14 protein-coding genes are annotated in these 17,505 nt (G+C 59.1%); 4 read left to right on the forward strand and 10 right to left on the reverse strand.

What is annotated here, in order from left to right; all coding sequences use genetic code 11:
* The first annotated feature begins 42 nt into the window (after positions 1-42).
* From G6R15_RS01005 to G6R15_RS01015, 3 genes are all read left to right on the forward strand, one after another.
* Positions 43-1,833 carry an aminopeptidase P family protein gene (locus G6R15_RS01005; protein ID WP_164657922.1) on the forward strand — a complete coding sequence of 597 codons (1,791 nt, stop codon included), beginning with the start codon at positions 43-45 and terminating at the stop codon, positions 1,831-1,833.
* A 79-nt stretch (positions 1,834-1,912) separates the two neighbouring features.
* On the forward strand, positions 1,913-2,257 hold the full coding sequence (locus tag G6R15_RS01010; RefSeq protein WP_164657923.1) for a DUF427 domain-containing protein: 345 nt from the start codon (positions 1,913-1,915) through the stop codon (positions 2,255-2,257).
* A gap of 449 nt (positions 2,258-2,706) precedes the next feature.
* Positions 2,707-4,455 (forward strand): amidohydrolase, encoded by a 1,749-nt coding sequence (locus G6R15_RS01015; protein ID WP_164657924.1) that lies wholly within the window; start codon positions 2,707-2,709, stop codon positions 4,453-4,455.
* A 270-nt stretch (positions 4,456-4,725) separates the two neighbouring features.
* On the opposite strand, the gene G6R15_RS01020 is transcribed toward G6R15_RS01015, so the two are convergent.
* The 10 genes from G6R15_RS01020 to murB all read right to left on the reverse strand — a co-directional run bounded on the left by G6R15_RS01020 (position 4,726) and on the right by murB (position 17,228).
* Positions 4,726-6,411, reverse strand: a complete 1,686-nt coding sequence (locus G6R15_RS01020; protein WP_164657925.1) for a chloride channel protein — start codon at positions 6,409-6,411, stop codon at positions 4,726-4,728.
* Positions 6,412-6,741: 330 nt separating this feature from the next.
* Positions 6,742-8,391: a DNA repair protein RecN gene (gene recN, locus G6R15_RS01025; RefSeq protein WP_164657926.1), complete on the reverse strand. Its 1,650-nt coding sequence runs from the start codon at positions 8,389-8,391 to the stop codon at positions 6,742-6,744.
* 24 nt (positions 8,392-8,415) lie between these two features.
* Positions 8,416-9,267 carry an outer membrane protein assembly factor BamD gene (locus tag G6R15_RS01030; protein ID WP_164657927.1) on the reverse strand — a complete coding sequence of 284 codons (852 nt, stop codon included), beginning with the start codon at positions 9,265-9,267 and terminating at the stop codon, positions 8,416-8,418.
* A 140-nt stretch (positions 9,268-9,407) separates the two neighbouring features.
* Positions 9,408-10,340, reverse strand: a complete 933-nt coding sequence (gene lpxC / locus G6R15_RS01035; RefSeq protein WP_164657928.1) for a UDP-3-O-acyl-N-acetylglucosamine deacetylase — start codon at positions 10,338-10,340, stop codon at positions 9,408-9,410.
* A gap of 202 nt (positions 10,341-10,542) precedes the next feature.
* Entirely contained in the window at positions 10,543-12,174 is a 1,632-nt protein-coding gene (gene ftsZ, locus G6R15_RS01040) for a cell division protein FtsZ (protein ID WP_164657929.1), read from the reverse strand.
* A 344-nt stretch (positions 12,175-12,518) separates the two neighbouring features.
* Positions 12,519-12,923: a hypothetical protein gene (locus G6R15_RS01045; RefSeq protein ID WP_164657930.1), complete on the reverse strand. Its 405-nt coding sequence runs from the start codon at positions 12,921-12,923 to the stop codon at positions 12,519-12,521.
* A 6-nt stretch (positions 12,924-12,929) separates the two neighbouring features.
* Positions 12,930-14,264, reverse strand: a complete 1,335-nt coding sequence (ftsA, locus tag G6R15_RS01050; RefSeq protein WP_164659220.1) for a cell division protein FtsA — start codon at positions 14,262-14,264, stop codon at positions 12,930-12,932.
* Between the two features lie 6 nt (positions 14,265-14,270).
* Positions 14,271-15,164 (reverse strand): cell division protein FtsQ/DivIB, encoded by an 894-nt coding sequence (locus G6R15_RS01055; protein ID WP_240336683.1) that lies wholly within the window; start codon positions 15,162-15,164, stop codon positions 14,271-14,273.
* A gap of 98 nt (positions 15,165-15,262) precedes the next feature.
* Positions 15,263-16,141: a D-alanine--D-alanine ligase gene (locus G6R15_RS01060; RefSeq protein ID WP_240336635.1), complete on the reverse strand. Its 879-nt coding sequence runs from the start codon at positions 16,139-16,141 to the stop codon at positions 15,263-15,265.
* A gap of 145 nt (positions 16,142-16,286) precedes the next feature.
* Positions 16,287-17,228, reverse strand: coding sequence for a UDP-N-acetylmuramate dehydrogenase (murB, locus tag G6R15_RS01065; RefSeq protein ID WP_164657932.1), 942 nt, complete (start codon positions 17,226-17,228; stop codon positions 16,287-16,289).
* On the opposite strand from murB, the gene G6R15_RS01070 reads away from it, so the two are divergent.
* Positions 17,227-17,502: a hypothetical protein gene (locus G6R15_RS01070; protein WP_164657933.1), complete on the forward strand. Its 276-nt coding sequence runs from the start codon at positions 17,227-17,229 to the stop codon at positions 17,500-17,502. The two genes, murB and G6R15_RS01070, sit on opposite strands and share 2 nt — an antisense overlap.
* Positions 17,503-17,505: the final 3 nt, after the last annotated feature.

Raw genomic sequence — 17,505 nt, forward strand, 5'->3', positions numbered from 1 at the left:
CTCACCTTTTGCGCGACCAGACACAAGAACAAAGAGGCCCGAATGTTTCAAAGCTTTGAGGTAACCGCACGCCCGGAACAAGGCCCGCCCCGGCTCGCTGCACTGCGTGCCGAGATCGCCAATCAGGGGCTGGATGGGTTTCTTGTGCCGCGCGCAGACGCTCATCAGGGCGAATACGTCGCCGCCCGCGACGAGCGTCTGTCCTGGCTCACCGGCTTCACAGGCTCGGCGGGCTTTTGCGTGGTGCTGGAGCAGATTGCCGGCGTTTTCATCGACGGGCGCTATCGCACTCAGGTTAAGGCGCAAGTGGCCGATGTCTACACTCCCGTCCCTTGGCCTGACGTCACCCTTTCAATCTGGTTAAAAGAACAGCTGCCAAACGGCGGCAAGGTGGGGTACGACGCCTGGCTGCATTCGGCAGGCCAGATCGCGCAGGCCGAAAAAGAGTTAAAGGGCACCGGCATCGACCTGATGCGTGTCGACAATCTGGTCGATGCGGTCTGGGACGATCAGCCCACCCCGCCGATGAACCCAGTCAAGGCGCATCCAATTGAATTTGCCGGCGAAAGTGCGACAGACAAGACCGCTCGATTGGCAGCTGAACTGTCAGAGGCCCGTCATACCTCGGCCGTGATCACCTTACCGGATTCGATCATGTGGCTGTTGAATATCCGCGGCGCAGACATCCCCCGCAACCCTGTCGCCCATGGCTTTGCCATCCTGCACGACAGCGGCGCGGTGGACCTGTTCATGGCCGCACAAAAGCTCAAGGAACTGGGCGCGCATTTCCCCGACACAGTGTCCATCCATGACCCGGCAAGCTTCCTGACTGCAGTGGATACGCTCGTGGGCAAGGTGCAAGCTGATGCAGGGACCGTGCCGCAGAAAGTGGCAGACATACTGGGGGACCGAATGGTGGACGCGGGCGACCCCTGTGCCCGGCCCAAAGCACGCAAGAACGCCGCCGAAGTCGAAGGCTCGGCCGAGGCGCATCTGCGCGACGGGGCGGCCATTGTCGAACTGCTGGCTTGGTTGGACGCCCACAAGCCCGGTAGCCTGACCGAGACCCAAGTGGTGTCAGAACTTGAAGCCCGCCGCCGCACCGACAATGCGCTCCAGGACATCAGCTTCGAAACGATCTCAGGCACCGGCCCCAACGGCGCAATCATGCACTATCGGGTGACGCAAGACACCGACAGCACGCTGGAAAACGGCCACCTGCTGGTCCTCGACAGTGGCGGCCAATATCTGGACGGCACCACCGACATCACCCGCACCGTCGCCATCGGCACTGTTGGCGACGAAGAAAAGGCCTGTTTCACCCGTGTCCTCAAGGGAATGATCGCCCTGTCGATGCTGCGTTGGCCTGCGGGCCTTGCAGGTCGTGACATCGAATGCGTCGCGCGCATGCCGCTGTGGTTGGCGGGGCAGGATTTCAACCACGGAGTCGGCCACGGCGTTGGCGCGTATCTCAGTGTTCACGAAGGTCCCCAGCGTCTGGCCCGCACCAGCCATGTGCCGCTGGAACCGGGCATGATCCTGTCAAATGAGCCGGGTTATTACCGCGAAGGCGCCTTTGGCATCCGCATCGAAAACCTTGTGGTCGTACAAGACGCCCCCACCCTGCCGACCGCAGACCCCGAACGCGCGATGCTGTCGTGGCGTACTTTGACCTTTGCCCCCATTGACCGCCGCCTGATCGTCGTGGATATGTTGTCCGCCGAAGAACGGGATTGGCTGAACGCCTATCACCGCGACGTGACCGACATGATCGGCCCGCGCGTGGGACCCGAGGCGCGTCTGTGGCTGGATGCCGCAACGGCGCCAGTATGACGCAACGGGCTGACACCAGGCTGTTACACGGGCGGGCGACAAGACCGCCCACCAATAGGACGATGGGGAAGGGGATAAAATGACAGATCACATCAAGATCCGTAAACCGGGCGGCAAGTGGAGCGTACGTTCCGGCGGGGCCATTCTTGGCGAAAGCAGCGAGGTGCTGGAACTGAGCGAAGGCGATCTGGATCCGGTGATCTACTTCCCCCGCAAGGACATCGCAATCGCGTTCCTGGACGCCTCGGACAAGGCAACCCACTGCCCACACAAGGGCGACGCCACTTATTTTTCGATCGTCAACCGCTCGTCCGTCACCACAGACGCAGCGTGGTCTTATGAAAACCCGATCGAGGCCGTGGCCCAGATCAAGGATTATCTGGCGTTCCACCTACGCAACGGCGTGACCGTAGAACAGCTGTAATTCAGGCCGGACCAACAGTCCAATCCAACTCTGATTAAAGAAACTCCAGATGGGCGCGTCACTTTGTAGGCGCGCCCATTAATATTTGGTGTCCTGCCTAACCCCAGTGATCTGCCGTCAAACGTTCAAGATCAAGGGTTCTGCCGAGAGGCACTTACCCCGTCGCATTAGATGTCTTTAGTATTAAGCCCTAAGAGTTCGCCAAATGGGACTAAACTTTCATTATAATGGGACACAGTAATGGCAGGTTCCAACCCAAAGCGGACGCGACCAGACTGAATGTCGGGCGGTTTGCGGACCTTCGTTGCACGTTGCGGCAATCGCAGCTCTGCCGAGGCTATGTAGTCATGGTCGTATGCAATTTACCAAATTTGCTTTTGGTCCAAACCATTCTATCCTAACTTTTGGAGACCACGGTGCGAATGTCAAAAATTGATACAGGATGAACAATGAAAAACTCCACAAATTCAATAGCGACATTTTTAAGCGTTATCTTCTTGGCGTCGCCTGTCCTATCTCAAACGGCCGACATGGTGTTTACCAACGCATCGGTTCTGACGATGAACGATGCCCAGCCTACAGCCGAAGCTGTCGCCGTCACGGGAAACAAAATCACTTTTGTAGGGTCCGCTGCTGATGCGCAGGCGGTGATCGGCGACAATACAGAAGTTTTCGATCTTGACGGTGATACTTTGCTGCCCGGTTTCATCAGCGGGCACGACCATTTAATCGCATCCGGTTGGAACTCTCGCGGCGTCAGCCTGTTCGGGATTGAGACCATAGAAGAAGCGGTGGCGACCATTAGGGAGTACTCCGAAGCCAACCCAGATGAAGAGGTGATACTGGGATATGGTTTCAACCGTAACAATTTTGGCCGATGGCCAACCAAAGAAGAACTTGACGAGGCTGTTTCTGACCGTCCGGCATTTATCCTCGATTATACAATTCACGACATCTGGATGAACTCCAAAGCGTTTGAAGTTGGTGAGGTTCCCGAGGATGACGCTGATCAGGTTCCCGGCGTGATGTACTGGCAAAGGACCGATGCCGGTGAACTTTCTGGAGTAGGGATCGAATTCCAATGGGCGAGCGCTTACCAGAAGGCCGGTGCTTGGAAACCGGCAGACGATATTGCCCAGTTTCAGCAGGTCAACTATGGGGAAGCCGTCAAACTCGGTATGACATCGGTTCACATTCCCATGATGGCTATGCCGACGGTGACCGACGCGGAGTTGCTAAAGGGGGACGAGCAACTTGTCTTGAATTACTTACATGGCCTCGAGGAAACAGGCGACCTTACCGTCAGAACCTTTGTCGCGACAGGCTTCAAAGATCCAAATGGCAAGGCAGACGATGTCGTCGCACATACTTTGTCTCTGAAAGAGAAATACAACAGTGACATGTTGAGAATTTGGGGCATCAAGATTCACCCAGAAGGCAATTGGGGGTCAATGACTTCGTGGCAGCTTGAAAACTACGAGGGAACGAACACCAGAGGCGCGGCTGCCATCGAGGGCGGAAGCATCATGGCTGTTTATCTTTTGGCCAACGCTGCGGGATTGCCGGTGGGAACTCATGTGGACGGTTCCCAAACCGTGCGCAATGCCGTCGATGCGATCATGGCTTCAAGAGAAGCCGGATTTGATGTGCCAAACAATCTGTTGCATCACTACTTCACCGTCGGTGACCGCGAGCACAAGCGTGTGATCGAGAACGGTATCATGGTCAATACGACGCCTGCTTTCCAATCTGACTGGGATGGTGAAGCCGACACGGCCCTCAAAGTTCTGGGGCGCGCTCGGGTCGAAGCTCAGTATGCGCGTTACTCATCGCTCATGGCTATTGGGCACAATGTTTCAATTGCGTCTGACCTGCCGTCTTCGCCCATCAATATGCTGGCCCCGCTTTACAACGTCGAAATAGTCATGACGTTGCAAGATCCGCATAACGAGAATTCAAAACCATTCCCATTGTCGCGCAAACCAGCGGCCCTAGACCAGGCTTTGAAAGCAGTTACGATTTTTCCGGCCATGCAGCAAAATATGCAGGACAAGATTGGAAGCCTTGAGATAGGTAAATACGCCGACCTGGTCGTATTGGAGCAGGACATAACAAAAACTGCGCCACGTGATATTGCTGACATAAAAGTTGTGGGCACAATCATGAATGGCACGTTCACCCATCGTGATGGACTGTAGGCAGGGAACACGGAAAAGTTGACTTGTGGCGAAAGGGGGTGGCAATTTAATCGGCCCCCACTTGTCACCGCGAAATGGCCGCAGAAGCGCTAGAAGCCGCCGTTCGGTGCGGGCATCACCAATGTCAGTTATGGGCCGTCGCCAAACTTTGAAAAGGTCGCTACCTGCGCATAGGCGTCGTTCGCAAACTCTGCTGCATTGACCGAAGCGGACTCCAAGTAGACAATTGGCTCAAATCATCACTTAGGCTTTTCTGGCCACCCTAGCACCCTACGAATGCTCCTCCGCCGCCGTGGCCGCCAAGGCCCGGTTGTACGCCTTGAGCGCGTCGATGTGGAACAAGGCTCCGACCAGCTTAGGCGGCAGTCCCTCTTTGTGCACGACAACCGGAACAAAGGGCACATCCGCCCGGTCGAAATAGGGCATCGCGGCCTCTAACGTGGCCGTGCCCTCGACGCAGAGCCCTTCGCCGATCAGCTGCTCGCAGGCATCCCTGTCGGCGCAGCGCGGATCATCCAGTGCCCGCATCACTGTTGAGCACCGCATCATCGCCAGCAGATAGGCTTGTGGTCCGGCGGCCAGATGGATGTTTCGGCGTTCCAGCTGTGTCAAGAAAAAGGACCGATCCACAAGGCGCGACGCCAAAGCTGTGGACATCGAGACAGAGACCATCACCGCGATCCCAATCTGCCAATCTCCGGTCAGTTCAAAGACAATAAGCGTGGTCGAAATCGGCGCGCCCAGAACGGCCGCCGCCACCGCGCCCATTCCAGCAAAGGCATACAGCGTGTGCGTGCCCGACACATCCGGCAGCAAGCCAGTGGCGATCAGGCCAAAGGCCAGCCCCGACAAGGCCCCGATCATCAACGACGGCGAAAACACCCCGCCCCCCATGCGCCCGCCAAAGGTAATGGCAACGGCGACCGTTTTAAGCACCGCAAAGATGACGGCATTGTGCAGCAATAGCTCACCGCTCAGGGCCAGCGTCGTCGTCTCATACCCAACCCCGATGATATGCGGAAACCAGATCGCCAAGCCGCCCAGCATCGCACCCGAAATCGCCGGCCGGACCCAACGCGGGATGGCAAACTTGTCCTGAAGATGGTTCGCCAGATCCTCGGCCAGGAAGATCGAGCGCATAAGCAGAACGGCAATCACCCCGCACAAGAGCCCCAACAGCAGGAACGCGGGCAGTTCTACATAGAATTTGAGCGAACCGGGTGTGTTGAGAACAAATTCGGTAACATCCCCGAACTCCAGCCGGTTGATGACGGTGCCCGCAACGGCGGCGATCACGATGGGGGCAAATGCGTGCACCGCGAAATGGCGCAACACGACCTCGAGCGCAAAAAGCGCTCCGGCAATCGGCGCATTGAAGCTTGCCGAGACAGCGGCTGCCACGGCGCACCCCAACAGATCGCGCCCGGTGATGCCGTCGGCGTGAATCCGATCGCTGACCCAGGTCGACACGACGCCCGCCATATGCACAACAGGCCCCTCGCGGCCTGTGGACCCGCCCGAACTGAGTGTGATGAGCGAGGCAAACATCGACGCGATCCCAGCACGCTTTTCGACCCGGCCATCAGTCATGGCCGCCCCTTCGATTACGTCCGCAACAGAGCGCACGCGACCATCTTCGGTGAAGTTGTGCAGGATGATCCCGACGATCAGCCCACCCGCAATGGGAATGAGTAGCACCCAGTACCACGGTAGCTGTTCGGCAAAACTGTGCAGGAACTGCACGTCTTCGCTCCCGTAAAGCGCGGCCTGAAGCGCATTGATTCCCTTGCGAAAAAACAGGGCTGCAAAGCCAGCAACGATCCCGATGGCAAGCGCAATGAACCAAAACTGGATCTGACTGGGGCCACGATGGCGCATCACACGCCAGCCGTCCTTGATGGCGGCCATGGCCTGTCTCAGCTGCTGCTGCAGCACCGTGCGTGTAGATTGGGTCATCTGTGACCTCGGGTCGTCAGTTAACCCTGTGTAGGACACTCGGGGTTAACAGAAAAGACGCATTCCCGCAGGAAGCTGCGGGAAAGGCGTCATATTTTTGCGATGATGTATCCAGAACTCGGTTTCAACGTCAGTGACCGTTTTCGCTTGCAACGGAGCGCTCCCGCCCGTCGTCGATGTTTCTAACGAAACATCTCCTCCCGTTGGGCCGGGCGCCGGGCTCTGCCCGGCGCCCGGCCCAAAGCCGCTAGCGGTGCCGACAAAGTCGGGATCGCTCGGGTGCGGGAGCTCCCGGAGCTTGTAAACACAAAGTGCAGAAGTTTGCGGAACTCAGGAAACCAAAAGAGCCTTGGCTGCGGCGCGTGCCTCATCCGTGATGGTGTCGCCTGCGACCATGCGGGCGATCTCATCCACCCGCTCGTCCAATGACAGCGGCACGACTGTCGACAGGGTAATATTGTCCTGCACCTGTTTTTGCACCCGCCAATGGTGCTGCCCCTGCGCCGCCACTTGCGGCGAGTGTGTCACCACCAGAACCTGCCCGCCATGTGCCAGCGATGCCAAACGCCGACCGACTGCATCCGCCGTCGCACCGCCAACACCCCGGTCAATTTCGTCAAAGATCATCGTCCGGGCGCTGTCTTCCCCCGTCAGACACACCTTCAACGCCAAAAGAAACCGGCTGAGTTCCCCGCCCGAAGCGATTTTGTTGAGCGGCCCGGCCGGCGCGCCCGGGTTGGTAGCCACGGTAAAGGCAACCATATCACGCCCATCCGGCCCCGCCTCGCCAACGGTCAGCTTGGTTTCAAACACCGCACGTTCCATCTTAAGCGGCGCCAACTCGGCCATCACTGCCGTATCCAGGCGCCCGGCTGCTCCGATCCGCGCGGTGGAAAGGGCCGAAGCCGCGACATCATAGGCTGCGTCCGCCTCGGCCAGGTCTGTCCGCTGCTGCTGCAAATCCGCATCGCCCGCCTCAAGCGCATTCAACTTGCCACGCAGGGTTTCGGCGTACGCCCCCAGTTCATCGGGCAACACATCGTGCTTGCGCGCCAAAGCCCGGATCGCAAACAGGCGCTCTTCGGCGGCTTCTAATTCAGACGGGTTGAAATCCAGCGCGTTCAGACAGCTTTCTACGCCGTTCTGCGCCTCGCCCAATTCAATCATGGCACGCCCCAAGGCCGTGATCGGCCCCTCCAACTGTCCACCGGCTTCGGCCGTGACCCCTTCGAGCCAGCGCAGAGCATCGCTCATCGCGCCTTCGGCGCCCTCGCCTCCCAGCAGGGCAAAGGCGCGCGCCACGTCATCCCGGATCTTTTCGGCCCCTTGCATCAGACGACGGCGGGCATCCAGCTCGGCATCTTCGCCCGGCATCGGGTCCAGCTGGTCCAACTCGGCTACAGCGTGGCGCAGAAACTCTTCCTCGGCCCGCACAGCATTCAATGCCGCTTGGGTCGCCTCGACTGTTTTACGCGCCTTGGCAACCTGGCCCCAGGCTGCGCGCGTATCGGCAAGCAGGTGATCCAAACGGGCAAAGGCATCCAACATCGCCCGGTGCCCCCGCGGATTCAGCAAGCCCCGGTCATCATGCTGTCCATGCAGTTCAATCAGAGTCTCGGACAAGGCGCGCAACACCTCTCCGGAACAACGCCTGTCGTTCACCCACGCGGTCTTGCGCCCATCGGCCCTGTTCACCCGGCGCAAGATCAGCTCTTCGCCCGACGGCAACCCGGCCTCGGTCAGAATATCATGTGCTGGATGTCCCTCGGGCAAGTCAAATTCAGCGACCACCTCGCCCTGTTCCGCCCCTTGGCGCACCAACTCGGCCCGGCCACGCCAGCCAAGGACAAAACCAAGCGAATCCAAAAGAATCGACTTGCCGGCCCCGGTTTCACCGGTCAACACATTCAAACCTGGCTGAAACACAAGTTCCAACCGATCAATGATCAGCATGTCGCGGATATCAAGTGCGCGCAGCATGTTCAGATCCCGTCTGCCCGGGCCTTACAGCCACTCGCCCTTGACCGATTGACGATAGATCTGGCTGAGCCAATTATTGCCCCGATCCTTGAGCTTAAGTCCGGCTGCCGTCAACAGCGTGTAGCTGCTCTCATACCATTCGGACGACCGATAGTTGTAGCCAAGAATGGCGCCCGCAGTCTGCGCCTCGTTCACCAGACCCAACGAGAGGTAGGCTTCGACCAGGCGGTGCAGCGCTTCGGCGGTGTGCGACGTGGTCTGGAAATCCTCGACCACCACGCGGAACCGGTTGATCGCCGCAGGATAGTGATCGCGGCGAAGGTAATAGCGCCCGATTTCCATTTCCTTGGCCGCCAAGTGGTCAAAAGCCAGGTCAAATTTCAAAATCGCCGACGTGGCGTATTCACTGTCAGGATAAACCTCGATCACAGTGCGCAGCGCCTGCAACGCCTGGAATGTCAGGCCCTGATCGCGTCCGACCTCGTCAATCTGGTCATAATAGCTAAGCGCCAACAGATACTGCGCATAGGCTGCATCTTCGTCCGCCGGATAAAAGTCGATATAGCGCTGAGCTGCGGCGCGGCTTTCCGGATAGTCCTGACCTGAATGAAAGGCAAAGGCCTGCATGATCAGCGCGCGTTTGGCCCAATTCGAATAGGGATAGAGGCGTTCGATTTCCGAAAAGTACCAAGCCGCATCATCTGTGCGCGACTGCGCCAATTCGAATTCACCGCGTTCAAAGATCTGCTCGGGTCCGAACCCGTCCAAGTCCTGGCTGCGATCTGCCGACCCTCTTCCACCGATCCCACAGGAGGCCAGAAAAGCCGTAAGAATAAGTGCACCAACAACTTTGGCCCCCACCTTGCCGCCGATCATACTCGCTCATCCTTGTCGTCTTGCCGTGCCGGTTACCCCGACTGAGCCTCGGTCTAGCACATTAATTTCCGCTGCAAAACGCCTTAACGACCTGTTGAGAAAAAGAGCTGTGATCAGGCGCAGGAACCGCACGGGTTCGTTTAAGCCACCTGGGGAACTTCGGCCCAAATCAGGCCTTGACCTGGCAGACGCTCGGCAGTTTCGGCGTCACACAACACCGGACGCACGGCACCGGGTGTTGCAAAAAGCTCGCGCAGCAGCGTGTTGGTCAACGAATGGCCTGCGCGCTCGCCCACATAGTGACCCAAAAGCGGACCACCGGCCAGATACAGATCCCCAAGCGCGTCCAGCATCTTGTGCCGCACCGCTTCGTCCGCGTGGCGGAAGCCACCGGGGCTCAAAACTTCTTCGCCGTCAACGACAACTGCGTTGTCCAGCGTACCACCCAAGGCCAAGCCGTTTTCATGCATCGCATCAACATCAGCCTGGCGGCAGAAAGTGCGGCTGTCGCTCAGCTCGCGGGCAAAAGTACCGTTGCGCATGTCCAGCTTCTTGCTTTGACGCCCGATCGCGGGGTCGGCAAAATCAATGTGGAATTCGATTTCCAAACGGTTCGATGGCAACAATGTCGCCTTGGCGCCGTCCTTTTCGACGGTGACCGGCTTGAGAACTTCATAAGCCAGAACCGGGGCCGCCTGCTGGCGCACGCCCTTGCCAATGATGCCGCGAACAAACTCGACCGACGATCCGTCCATGATCGGAACTTCGGAACCGTCAATCTCGATCAATGCGTTGTGTATGCCGCAGCCGGCCAGTGCCGCCATGATGTGCTCGACCGTCGATATCGTCACACCTGCCCCATTCACCAGCTTGGTGCACAGCGGGGTGCGCTCAACCAGATCATAGATCGCCGGAACCATTGCATCGCCCACCTGGATATCGGTCCGCTTGAACCAGATACCGTGCCCGGCTGCCGCGGGCTTCAGAACCATTTTGACAGGTGCGCCGCCATGCAGACCAACACCTTTGAAGGTTACCGAGGTTTTGAGCGTATTTTGCAAACCGTGCCTCATCGAGCAGTGTCCAGCATCCCCATGTGCTGTGTTGATCCTGAGGTAAGGGAGGCACGGCCTAGGCTCAACTCAATCTTTGTAACCGAATGAAACATCAATGTGACAGATAGGCGAAACCCTGCTTACAACCCTATACCCGCCTGTAATACAAAAGAAAAAGGCCACCCGAAGGTGGCCCTCTTTACCATTATTGTGACCGCTATCAGTTGGCCTGACGGCGCAGGAACGCGGGAATTTCAATGCGATCCTGCTCGGGGTCGCTTTCAACCGGAGCAGGTGCCGTCGCGTCAGCCTGGCGCATCATGGGCTGTTGACGAACCTGTGCCGCGGGACGCTCGGCCGGGACATCAGCGGCGTGTCCGGTCATCCGGTCAATCAGACGGTTGAACCCAAAACGGCCTTTTTCCTGTGCCTGAGCAGCCGGAGCCATGCCCTGCTGCGGGGCCGATGGGGCCTTTTGTGCGGCAGCCTGCAGACGCTGCATCGCCTCGGGCGACGGTGTGCCCGGTGCCGGTGCGCGCGGTGCTACAAATGCCTCGACTTCGGTTTCCATCTCTTCGTGACGCGGCTCAAACGCTGCGACCTGTGGCTGATACGCTGGCGGCGGCAAGCCGTCATCGGCCAGCAGTTCAGGCTCTTCAGCTTCAAAGATGTCTTCACCCAGATCCTGCGCTGCGACCTCTTCAACTCCCATTCCTGCGAACAAGCTGGGCTCTTCGGCGGCTTCTGCAACAGGTGCAACAGCCGGGGTTTCCAATGTCAGAGGAGCCTCAGCGACAGGCGCCGGAACAATCTCTTCCGCCGAAACCTTCTGCTTGAGCGGCGCGGCCATTGGACGGCGCGGCACAGGCATATCTGCCGGAACTTCGGCTGCGTCGATGCCCGTTGCAACAACGGAAACGCGCATGCCGCCTTCCATCGCAGTGTCCAGGGTCGAACCCACAATGATGTTCGCCTCGGGATCCACCTCTTCGCGAATGCGGTTGGCAGCTTCGTCCAGTTCGAACAGGGTCAGGTCGTGCGCACCGGTGATGTTGATCAGCACGCCTTTTGCCCCGCGCAGGCTGATTTCGTCCAGCAGCGGGTTTGCAATCGCCTTTTCGGCGGCCTGAATGGCGCGATCTTCGCCTTCGGCCTCGCCGGTGCCCATCATAGCCTTGCCCATTTCGTCCATCACGGCGCGAACATCGGCAAAGTCAAGGTTGATCAGGCCCGGACGGACCATCAGGTCGGTCACGCCTTTGACGCCTTGATACAGAACGTCATCGGCCATCGAAAACGCCTCGGTAAAGGTCGTTTTTTCGTTGGCCAGACGGAACAGGTTCTGGTTGGGAATAATGATCAGCGTATCAACGACCTTTTGCAGCGCCTCAACGCCGTCTTCGGCCTGACGCATGCGCTTGGCGCCTTCAAACTGGAACGGCTTGGTCACGACACCAACGGTCAGCACGCCCAGCTCACGCGCGGCTTGCGCGATGATCGGGGCTGCTCCGGTGCCTGTGCCACCGCCCATACCGGCAGTGATAAAACACATGTGTGCGCCCGCCAGATGATCGACGATCTGCTCGATGCTTTCTTCGGCGGCTGCCGCGCCTACGCTGGCACGCGCGCCTGCACCCAGACCTTCGGTGACTTTCACGCCCAACTGGACCCGGCTTGTCGCCTGGTTCTGCTGCAACGCCTGTGCGTCAGTGTTGGCCACCACGAACTCGACCCCGTCGAGTTCTTTTTCGATCATATTGTTGACCGCGTTGCCGCCTGCGCCACCGACACCAAAGACCGTGATCCGTGGTTTTAAATCGTCCTGACCGGGCATCGAAAGGTTCAATGTCATGCTCTGTCCGCCTGTTTTCATGCCCGCTTACGCGCGCTTTTTTCTTACCTATCCACAGACGACTCTACCGTGATCCAAGGGGGGCGTCATCAAAAAAACGCAAAAAAACCCCAAAATACCGAGGGTATAGGCACGATTTCAGCAACATTTCGCCCCCCCCCCTAGATATTGCGGGGCACTTGGGGCGCAGCACAAATCAGCCCAATGGGCGGCCCTGATCAGCACCGAACGCATTGGACGTTTCAAATTTCAATCTTCGTGGCGACTGCTCATCCTGCCGCCGGGTTTCTGATGAACCTTGTGGACAGTTTGGGGGATAACTCTTCGTGCCGCAAGCCGTTTCTTCAGCTCATCGGAAGGGTTTCGCAAGTCAAAGGGTCTTCTGAAATACCGCGTATCCTTTGCACGCCGCGCATGAATTCGCCAACCGGGCGCAGGATGACTTCGCCATCGTATTCATATGGCCACCAGCACGCAGGCCTCTCGGGCTGGATGTCCTCGTACACAAAGCACACGCGCCCACGATCAACATAAAGCTGCCCTGTAACGCAACCATATTCGGGTGTTTTCCAGATTGTCTGATCTCGACTAATGAATTGTTCTTCCCCAACCAACCGGCCCGAGTTGAAATGCACGAAACTGACGGTTTTACCCAGTACAAGATCAATGAACGCTTCGGCGGGCATAAGCGTTTGCGCCGACGCCGGTGACGCCATAGCCCAGGCCGCCAATACTGCAACACGCCACATCAACGATCACCAATTGTCGCGGAACCACTTCACAGCCCGTTTCAGGGACCGGCCTGCATAGCGGTCGATCGGGATCTCGAAATCCCACCATTCGTCCTGCGGGTTCGCAGCAAAAAGGCTGAGCCCCACAGCGCTTGAAAACCCCGGCCCCGTGGCCGATTGCGGCAGGCCATGGACACGCAGGGGACGCCCCAGACGCACCCGCTGCCCCAGGATGCGGCTGGCCAACCCGTCCAACCCCATGATCTGACTACCCCCGCCCGTCAACACGATCTGCTGGCTGGGCAAGTGGTCGAACCCGGCCGCGTCCAGACGCGCGCGGACCTCTTCCAGGATTTCCTCGACCCTCGGACGCATGATGCCGATCAGCTCGGCCCGGCTGACAGTACGGCGGTCGTGCTCCCAGTCGCCCGTGTCGCCGCCAATGTCGATCATGTCACGGTCATCCGCCCCGGTGGCATGCACCCCGCCGCAGAATGTCTTGATCCGCTCGGCATTGGCCATCGGCACGCCCAGACCCATCGAAATGTCGCTGGTGACGTGATCGCCGCCCATGCGCACGCTGTCCGCATAGATCATATGTTTCTTGAGGAAGATCGAAATGCTGGTCGACCCGCCCCCCATGTCAATACAAGCTGCACCCAGCTCTTGCTCGTCTTCGACCAGTGACGAGATGCCCGAGACATAGGCCGACGAGGCAATGCCCGCGAGTTCCAGATCGCAACGCTTGATGCAGTGGATCAGGTTCTGGATTGCCGCACCATCAACGGTCAGCATATGCATGTCCACGGCCAGGCTCTGCCCCAGCTGCCCACGCGGATCGCTCAAGCCAGACCGATGGTCCAGCGCAAAGTTCACCGGCTGAGCATGCAACACATCGCGGCCTTCGCCGTATTCGGGCACGTCACAGGCACTAAGAACGCGGGCCACTTCGGCCTCGTTCACCATCTGGCTTTCCAGCTCGATCTGCGCATCCAAGCCATAAGAGCGCGGGTTCGCTCCCGAGAAACAGGCTATCACGTGATCCACCCGGATCTCTGCCATCTTCTGTGCGGCTTGCAACGCGGTGCGGATCGCGCGTTCGGTTTCCTGCATGGCGTTGATTTCGCCAAACTGCACCCCGCGCGAACGGGTGGTGGCCGCGCCAATCACGCGAAACCCGGTTTGCCCCGCCATCGATCCGATGGAGTTATCGTCGCTCAAGCGCCCCGTGCCGTCAAAGCGCAGCACCAGACAGGAAATCTTGGAACTGCCCACGTCGAGAATAGCGACAACGCCGCGCTGCATCGCCTGACGCCGCATCTGCCGCATCGCGCGCTGAGACTGATAAAGATCCGCCATCATGATTTACTGTCCGTTCCCGCTTGCTTTTCTTATCCGCCACCATTCTTCGACAGCGTTTTGTGTCATTCTTATCGTTGGCCGCGCGCCAAGGCGCATGTCCACGGCGGCCACATCCCGCTCCAGCAGCTCCTGCACCTCGTTGACCGCCAGCACACGCTCCAACGCACGCACCGGGCGTTCGGTTGGCAGCATGATGCGCTGATCACGATCCAAAACCACGTCCCACCGGCGCTCACCAATGCGCACCAGCCCGCGCAGTCGCTTACCTAAGGGCTGCGCCGCATGTAGCAGAGCCATCGCCTCGGCCACGGATTTGTCCGCCCCATCACCCACGATCAGCGGCAGATCGGCCCGATCAGCCCGCGCTTTCAGGTCATCCACATGGGCGCCTGTTTCATCCAAAATTTCAATTCCTTCGCGCGTCCGCCAAACCACAACCGGCATCCGCTCGACCACGTCGACCTGCAGGATACCGCCGGGCCGAATGCGCACTGTGGCCGACTTTACCGGATCAAGACCCACAACGATCTCGCGGATCTGCTCGACATCCAGATCGAATGAGCTGGTCGGGAAATCAAACGGCACCACCTCGCGAATGTCTGCCGACAGGCTGTCGCCCGCCCCGTCGATGGCCATCAGGTTGACCATGAATTCCGGGCGCTCTTGGATCGAGGCGCGGACGTCCGCCACAAACATGTTCAACGCATCTCGGCGCTTTTCACTGGACAGGAACGCGCTGCCAATCGCAAAGGCCAGGCAGAACGGCACACCGATCCGCAAGCCCAGGCGAATGCCCGGCGTCAACATCCAGCGTTGCAGGCGGTAACTCCACCGAGACGGCGCGGGATCAGCACGCTTGGTGCTCAGGCGAATGCGCCCCGCACCTTCAAGCGGGATGCCCTGCCCCTGCGGATCATAGTCGCCTGCCGCAAAGTCCGCGTCCTGCGCCTCTGGCACCTTGGACCGGAACAGCACCGGCAGCAGGCGATTGCGCTTTACCTGTTGCACGAGGCGTCCTCCACCATCCAGGCGCAGAGCTGGCCGAATGTCATCCCCAGCTCACCGGCCTGTTCCGGAACCAGTGAGGTCGGCGTCATGCCGGGCTGCGTGTTTGTTTCCAACAGGAACAACCCGTCAGCGCCCTTGCTGTCGTCCCAGCGGAAATCGGTCCGGCTTGCGCCACGGCAACCAAGCGCCTGATGCGCGCGCAGGGCATAGTCCAGGCAGAGGTCAAAGATGTCCTGCGGGATGTTCGCGGGCACCTCGTGGCGCGATCCGCCGGGGGAATACTTGGCCTCGTAGTCGTACCACCCATCGGCAAAGATTTCCGTCACGGTCACCGGCTTGTCGCCCACCACCGTGGTCGTCAATTCGCGCCCTGGCACATACTGCTCAACCATCACCTGCTGCGGCATGGTGGGTTCCAGCTGTGGCGGGCTGTTGGCGGCCTCGTGCACGATATAGATACCGACCGAAGACCCTTCGTTGTTGGGTTTGACCACGTAAGGCGGCGCAAGCACATGCCGCGTCTTCACCTCATCGCGGTCGGCAATGACGCTCTCGGCCACAGGCAGACCAGAGGCGCGAAACATCTCTTTGGCCCGGTCCTTATCCATCGCCAGGGCCGACGACAGCACGCCCGAATGGGTATAGGGGATGCCCAGCCATTCCAGCAGGCCCTGAACACATCCATCTTCGCCCCAGCGACCATGCAGGGCGTTAAAAACAACATCTGGTTTGATCTCTTGCAGTCGCTCGGACAGGTCCGGACCGGCGTCCAGCTCAATAACGTTGAAACCTTCGTCCCGAAGGGCGGTGGCGCATTCACGCCCGCTGGACAGGGAAACCTCGCGTTCAGCCGAGGGCCCGCCCATCAATACCGCCACTGTCCGGGGTGCCCTGCTCGACTGACCCACAACACGTGCCTCGAATTTGCCGGACCTTATTTGGCGGTCCGTGTCTGATATTTACCGCAGTTCCCGCCTGTTATTTTGCCTGATCAGGTCTGTGGAACGGGTGTTATTCCTTCAACGGATCACCGACCCGCATGATTTCCCACTCTAGCGTGATCCCGCTGGAATCGTAAACCTTTTTTCGCACCTCTTCGCCAAGCCCCTCAAGGTCTGCGGCAGTTGCGCCACCCGTGTTGATCATGAAATTCGAGTGTTTCTCACTCATCTGAGCGCCACCAACGCGCGCGCCGCGCATCCCGGCATTATCGATCACCTTCCACGCCTTCAGATCATGCACGTCATCAGCACGCCCGGTGGACGAGAACCCGGCAGGGTTGCGAAAGGTCGATCCGGCGCTGCGATCCTTGGTCGGCTGCGTCTCATCGCGCTTTTGCAATTGCGCCGCCATGCGGGCGTGCAGCCCGTCCGCCTCGCCCGACACACCTTTGAGCGTGGCCGAAACCAGCACCGCCCCCTCGGGCATATCTGTCTGACGATAGCGAAAGTTCAACTCCTCCGGCCCAATTTCACGCAGCTCGCCCTGCCGCGTCACAATGGTGCCCGATTGGAACACATCCGCCGTATAGCTGCCGTAACAGCCCGCGTTCATCCGCACCGCCCCCCCGACCGAGCCCGGAATGGTGCGCAGAAAGGTCAGATCAACCCCCGCATCCGCCGCCTTGCGTGCCACATGCGCATCCAGCGCAGCGGCCCCTGCAGTGATACTCAGGCCATCAACCTCGATCCCGTTGAACCCACGCCCCAAACGGATGACCACACCCCGCAAACCGCCATCCCGCACAATCAGGTTTGAACCAACGCCCATGGGAAACACATCCACATCGCCGGGCAGCTGTCGCATGAAGTCTTGCAGATCCTCGACATCAGCCGGTTGAAACAGGTAATCCGCAGGACCGCCAACGCGTAACCAAGTGAGATCGGATAGGTCACGTTGCGGGGTCAGTTTGCCTCGCACTTCAGCAAAGCCATCCATCTTGAGTTCGAGCATGTCAGAACCAATCCATCCTGCGCAGGAAAATGTTGATCACCCATCCGAAACAGAATGCCACAACGGCGCCAATCCCGGCGCCACTGATGTACGTCAAGAGAATGCCAAATCCAATTCCCCTTCCGTCATCGCCCTGACCTTTGTCGAAGAAAGGCTGGATATTGTAAAGGTAATCCCAGATCAGAGCGGCACAACACATAGCCACGATCAGAGCAAACCCAATGGCAAAGCGCCGAACCCAGCCACACAGGCCGCAGACCAAACCCACTATTGAACT

It is taken from the genome of Tropicibacter sp. Alg240-R139 (assembly GCF_900537075.1).
Classification (GTDB): domain Bacteria; phylum Pseudomonadota; class Alphaproteobacteria; order Rhodobacterales; family Rhodobacteraceae; genus Falsiruegeria.

What these genes read in the sequence shown, in the direction of transcription:
- murB (WP_164657932.1), bottom strand. Translation starts at nt 17,228, where the DNA reads ATGCTCGAACTCAAGATGGATGGCTTTGCTGAAGTGCGAGGCAAACTG.
- G6R15_RS01030 (WP_164657927.1), bottom strand. Translation starts at nt 9,267, where the DNA reads ATGATCGGCGGCAAGGTGGGGGCCAAAGTTGTTGGTGCACTTATTCTT.
- lpxC (WP_164657928.1), bottom strand. Translation starts at nt 10,340, where the DNA reads ATGAGGCACGGTTTGCAAAATACGCTCAAAACCTCGGTAACCTTCAAA.
- recN (WP_164657926.1), bottom strand. Translation starts at nt 8,391, where the DNA reads ATGCTGCGCGCACTTGATATCCGCGACATGCTGATCATTGATCGGTTG.
- G6R15_RS01070 (WP_164657933.1), top strand. Translation starts at nt 17,227, where the DNA reads ATGTCAGAACCAATCCATCCTGCGCAGGAAAATGTTGATCACCCATCC.
- ftsA (WP_164659220.1), bottom strand. Translation starts at nt 14,264, where the DNA reads ATGGCGGATCTTTATCAGTCTCAGCGCGCGATGCGGCAGATGCGGCGT.
- G6R15_RS01020 (WP_164657925.1), bottom strand. Translation starts at nt 6,411, where the DNA reads ATGACCCAATCTACACGCACGGTGCTGCAGCAGCAGCTGAGACAGGCC.
- G6R15_RS01060 (WP_240336635.1), bottom strand. Translation starts at nt 16,141, where the DNA reads ATGGGCGGGCCCTCGGCTGAACGCGAGGTTTCCCTGTCCAGCGGGCGT.
- G6R15_RS01045 (WP_164657930.1), bottom strand. Translation starts at nt 12,923, where the DNA reads ATGTGGCGTGTTGCAGTATTGGCGGCCTGGGCTATGGCGTCACCGGCG.
- G6R15_RS01010 (WP_164657923.1), top strand. Translation starts at nt 1,913, where the DNA reads ATGACAGATCACATCAAGATCCGTAAACCGGGCGGCAAGTGGAGCGTA.
- G6R15_RS01005 (WP_164657922.1), top strand. Translation starts at nt 43, where the DNA reads ATGTTTCAAAGCTTTGAGGTAACCGCACGCCCGGAACAAGGCCCGCCC.
- ftsZ (WP_164657929.1), bottom strand. Translation starts at nt 12,174, where the DNA reads ATGACATTGAACCTTTCGATGCCCGGTCAGGACGATTTAAAACCACGG.
- G6R15_RS01015 (WP_164657924.1), top strand. Translation starts at nt 2,707, where the DNA reads ATGAAAAACTCCACAAATTCAATAGCGACATTTTTAAGCGTTATCTTC.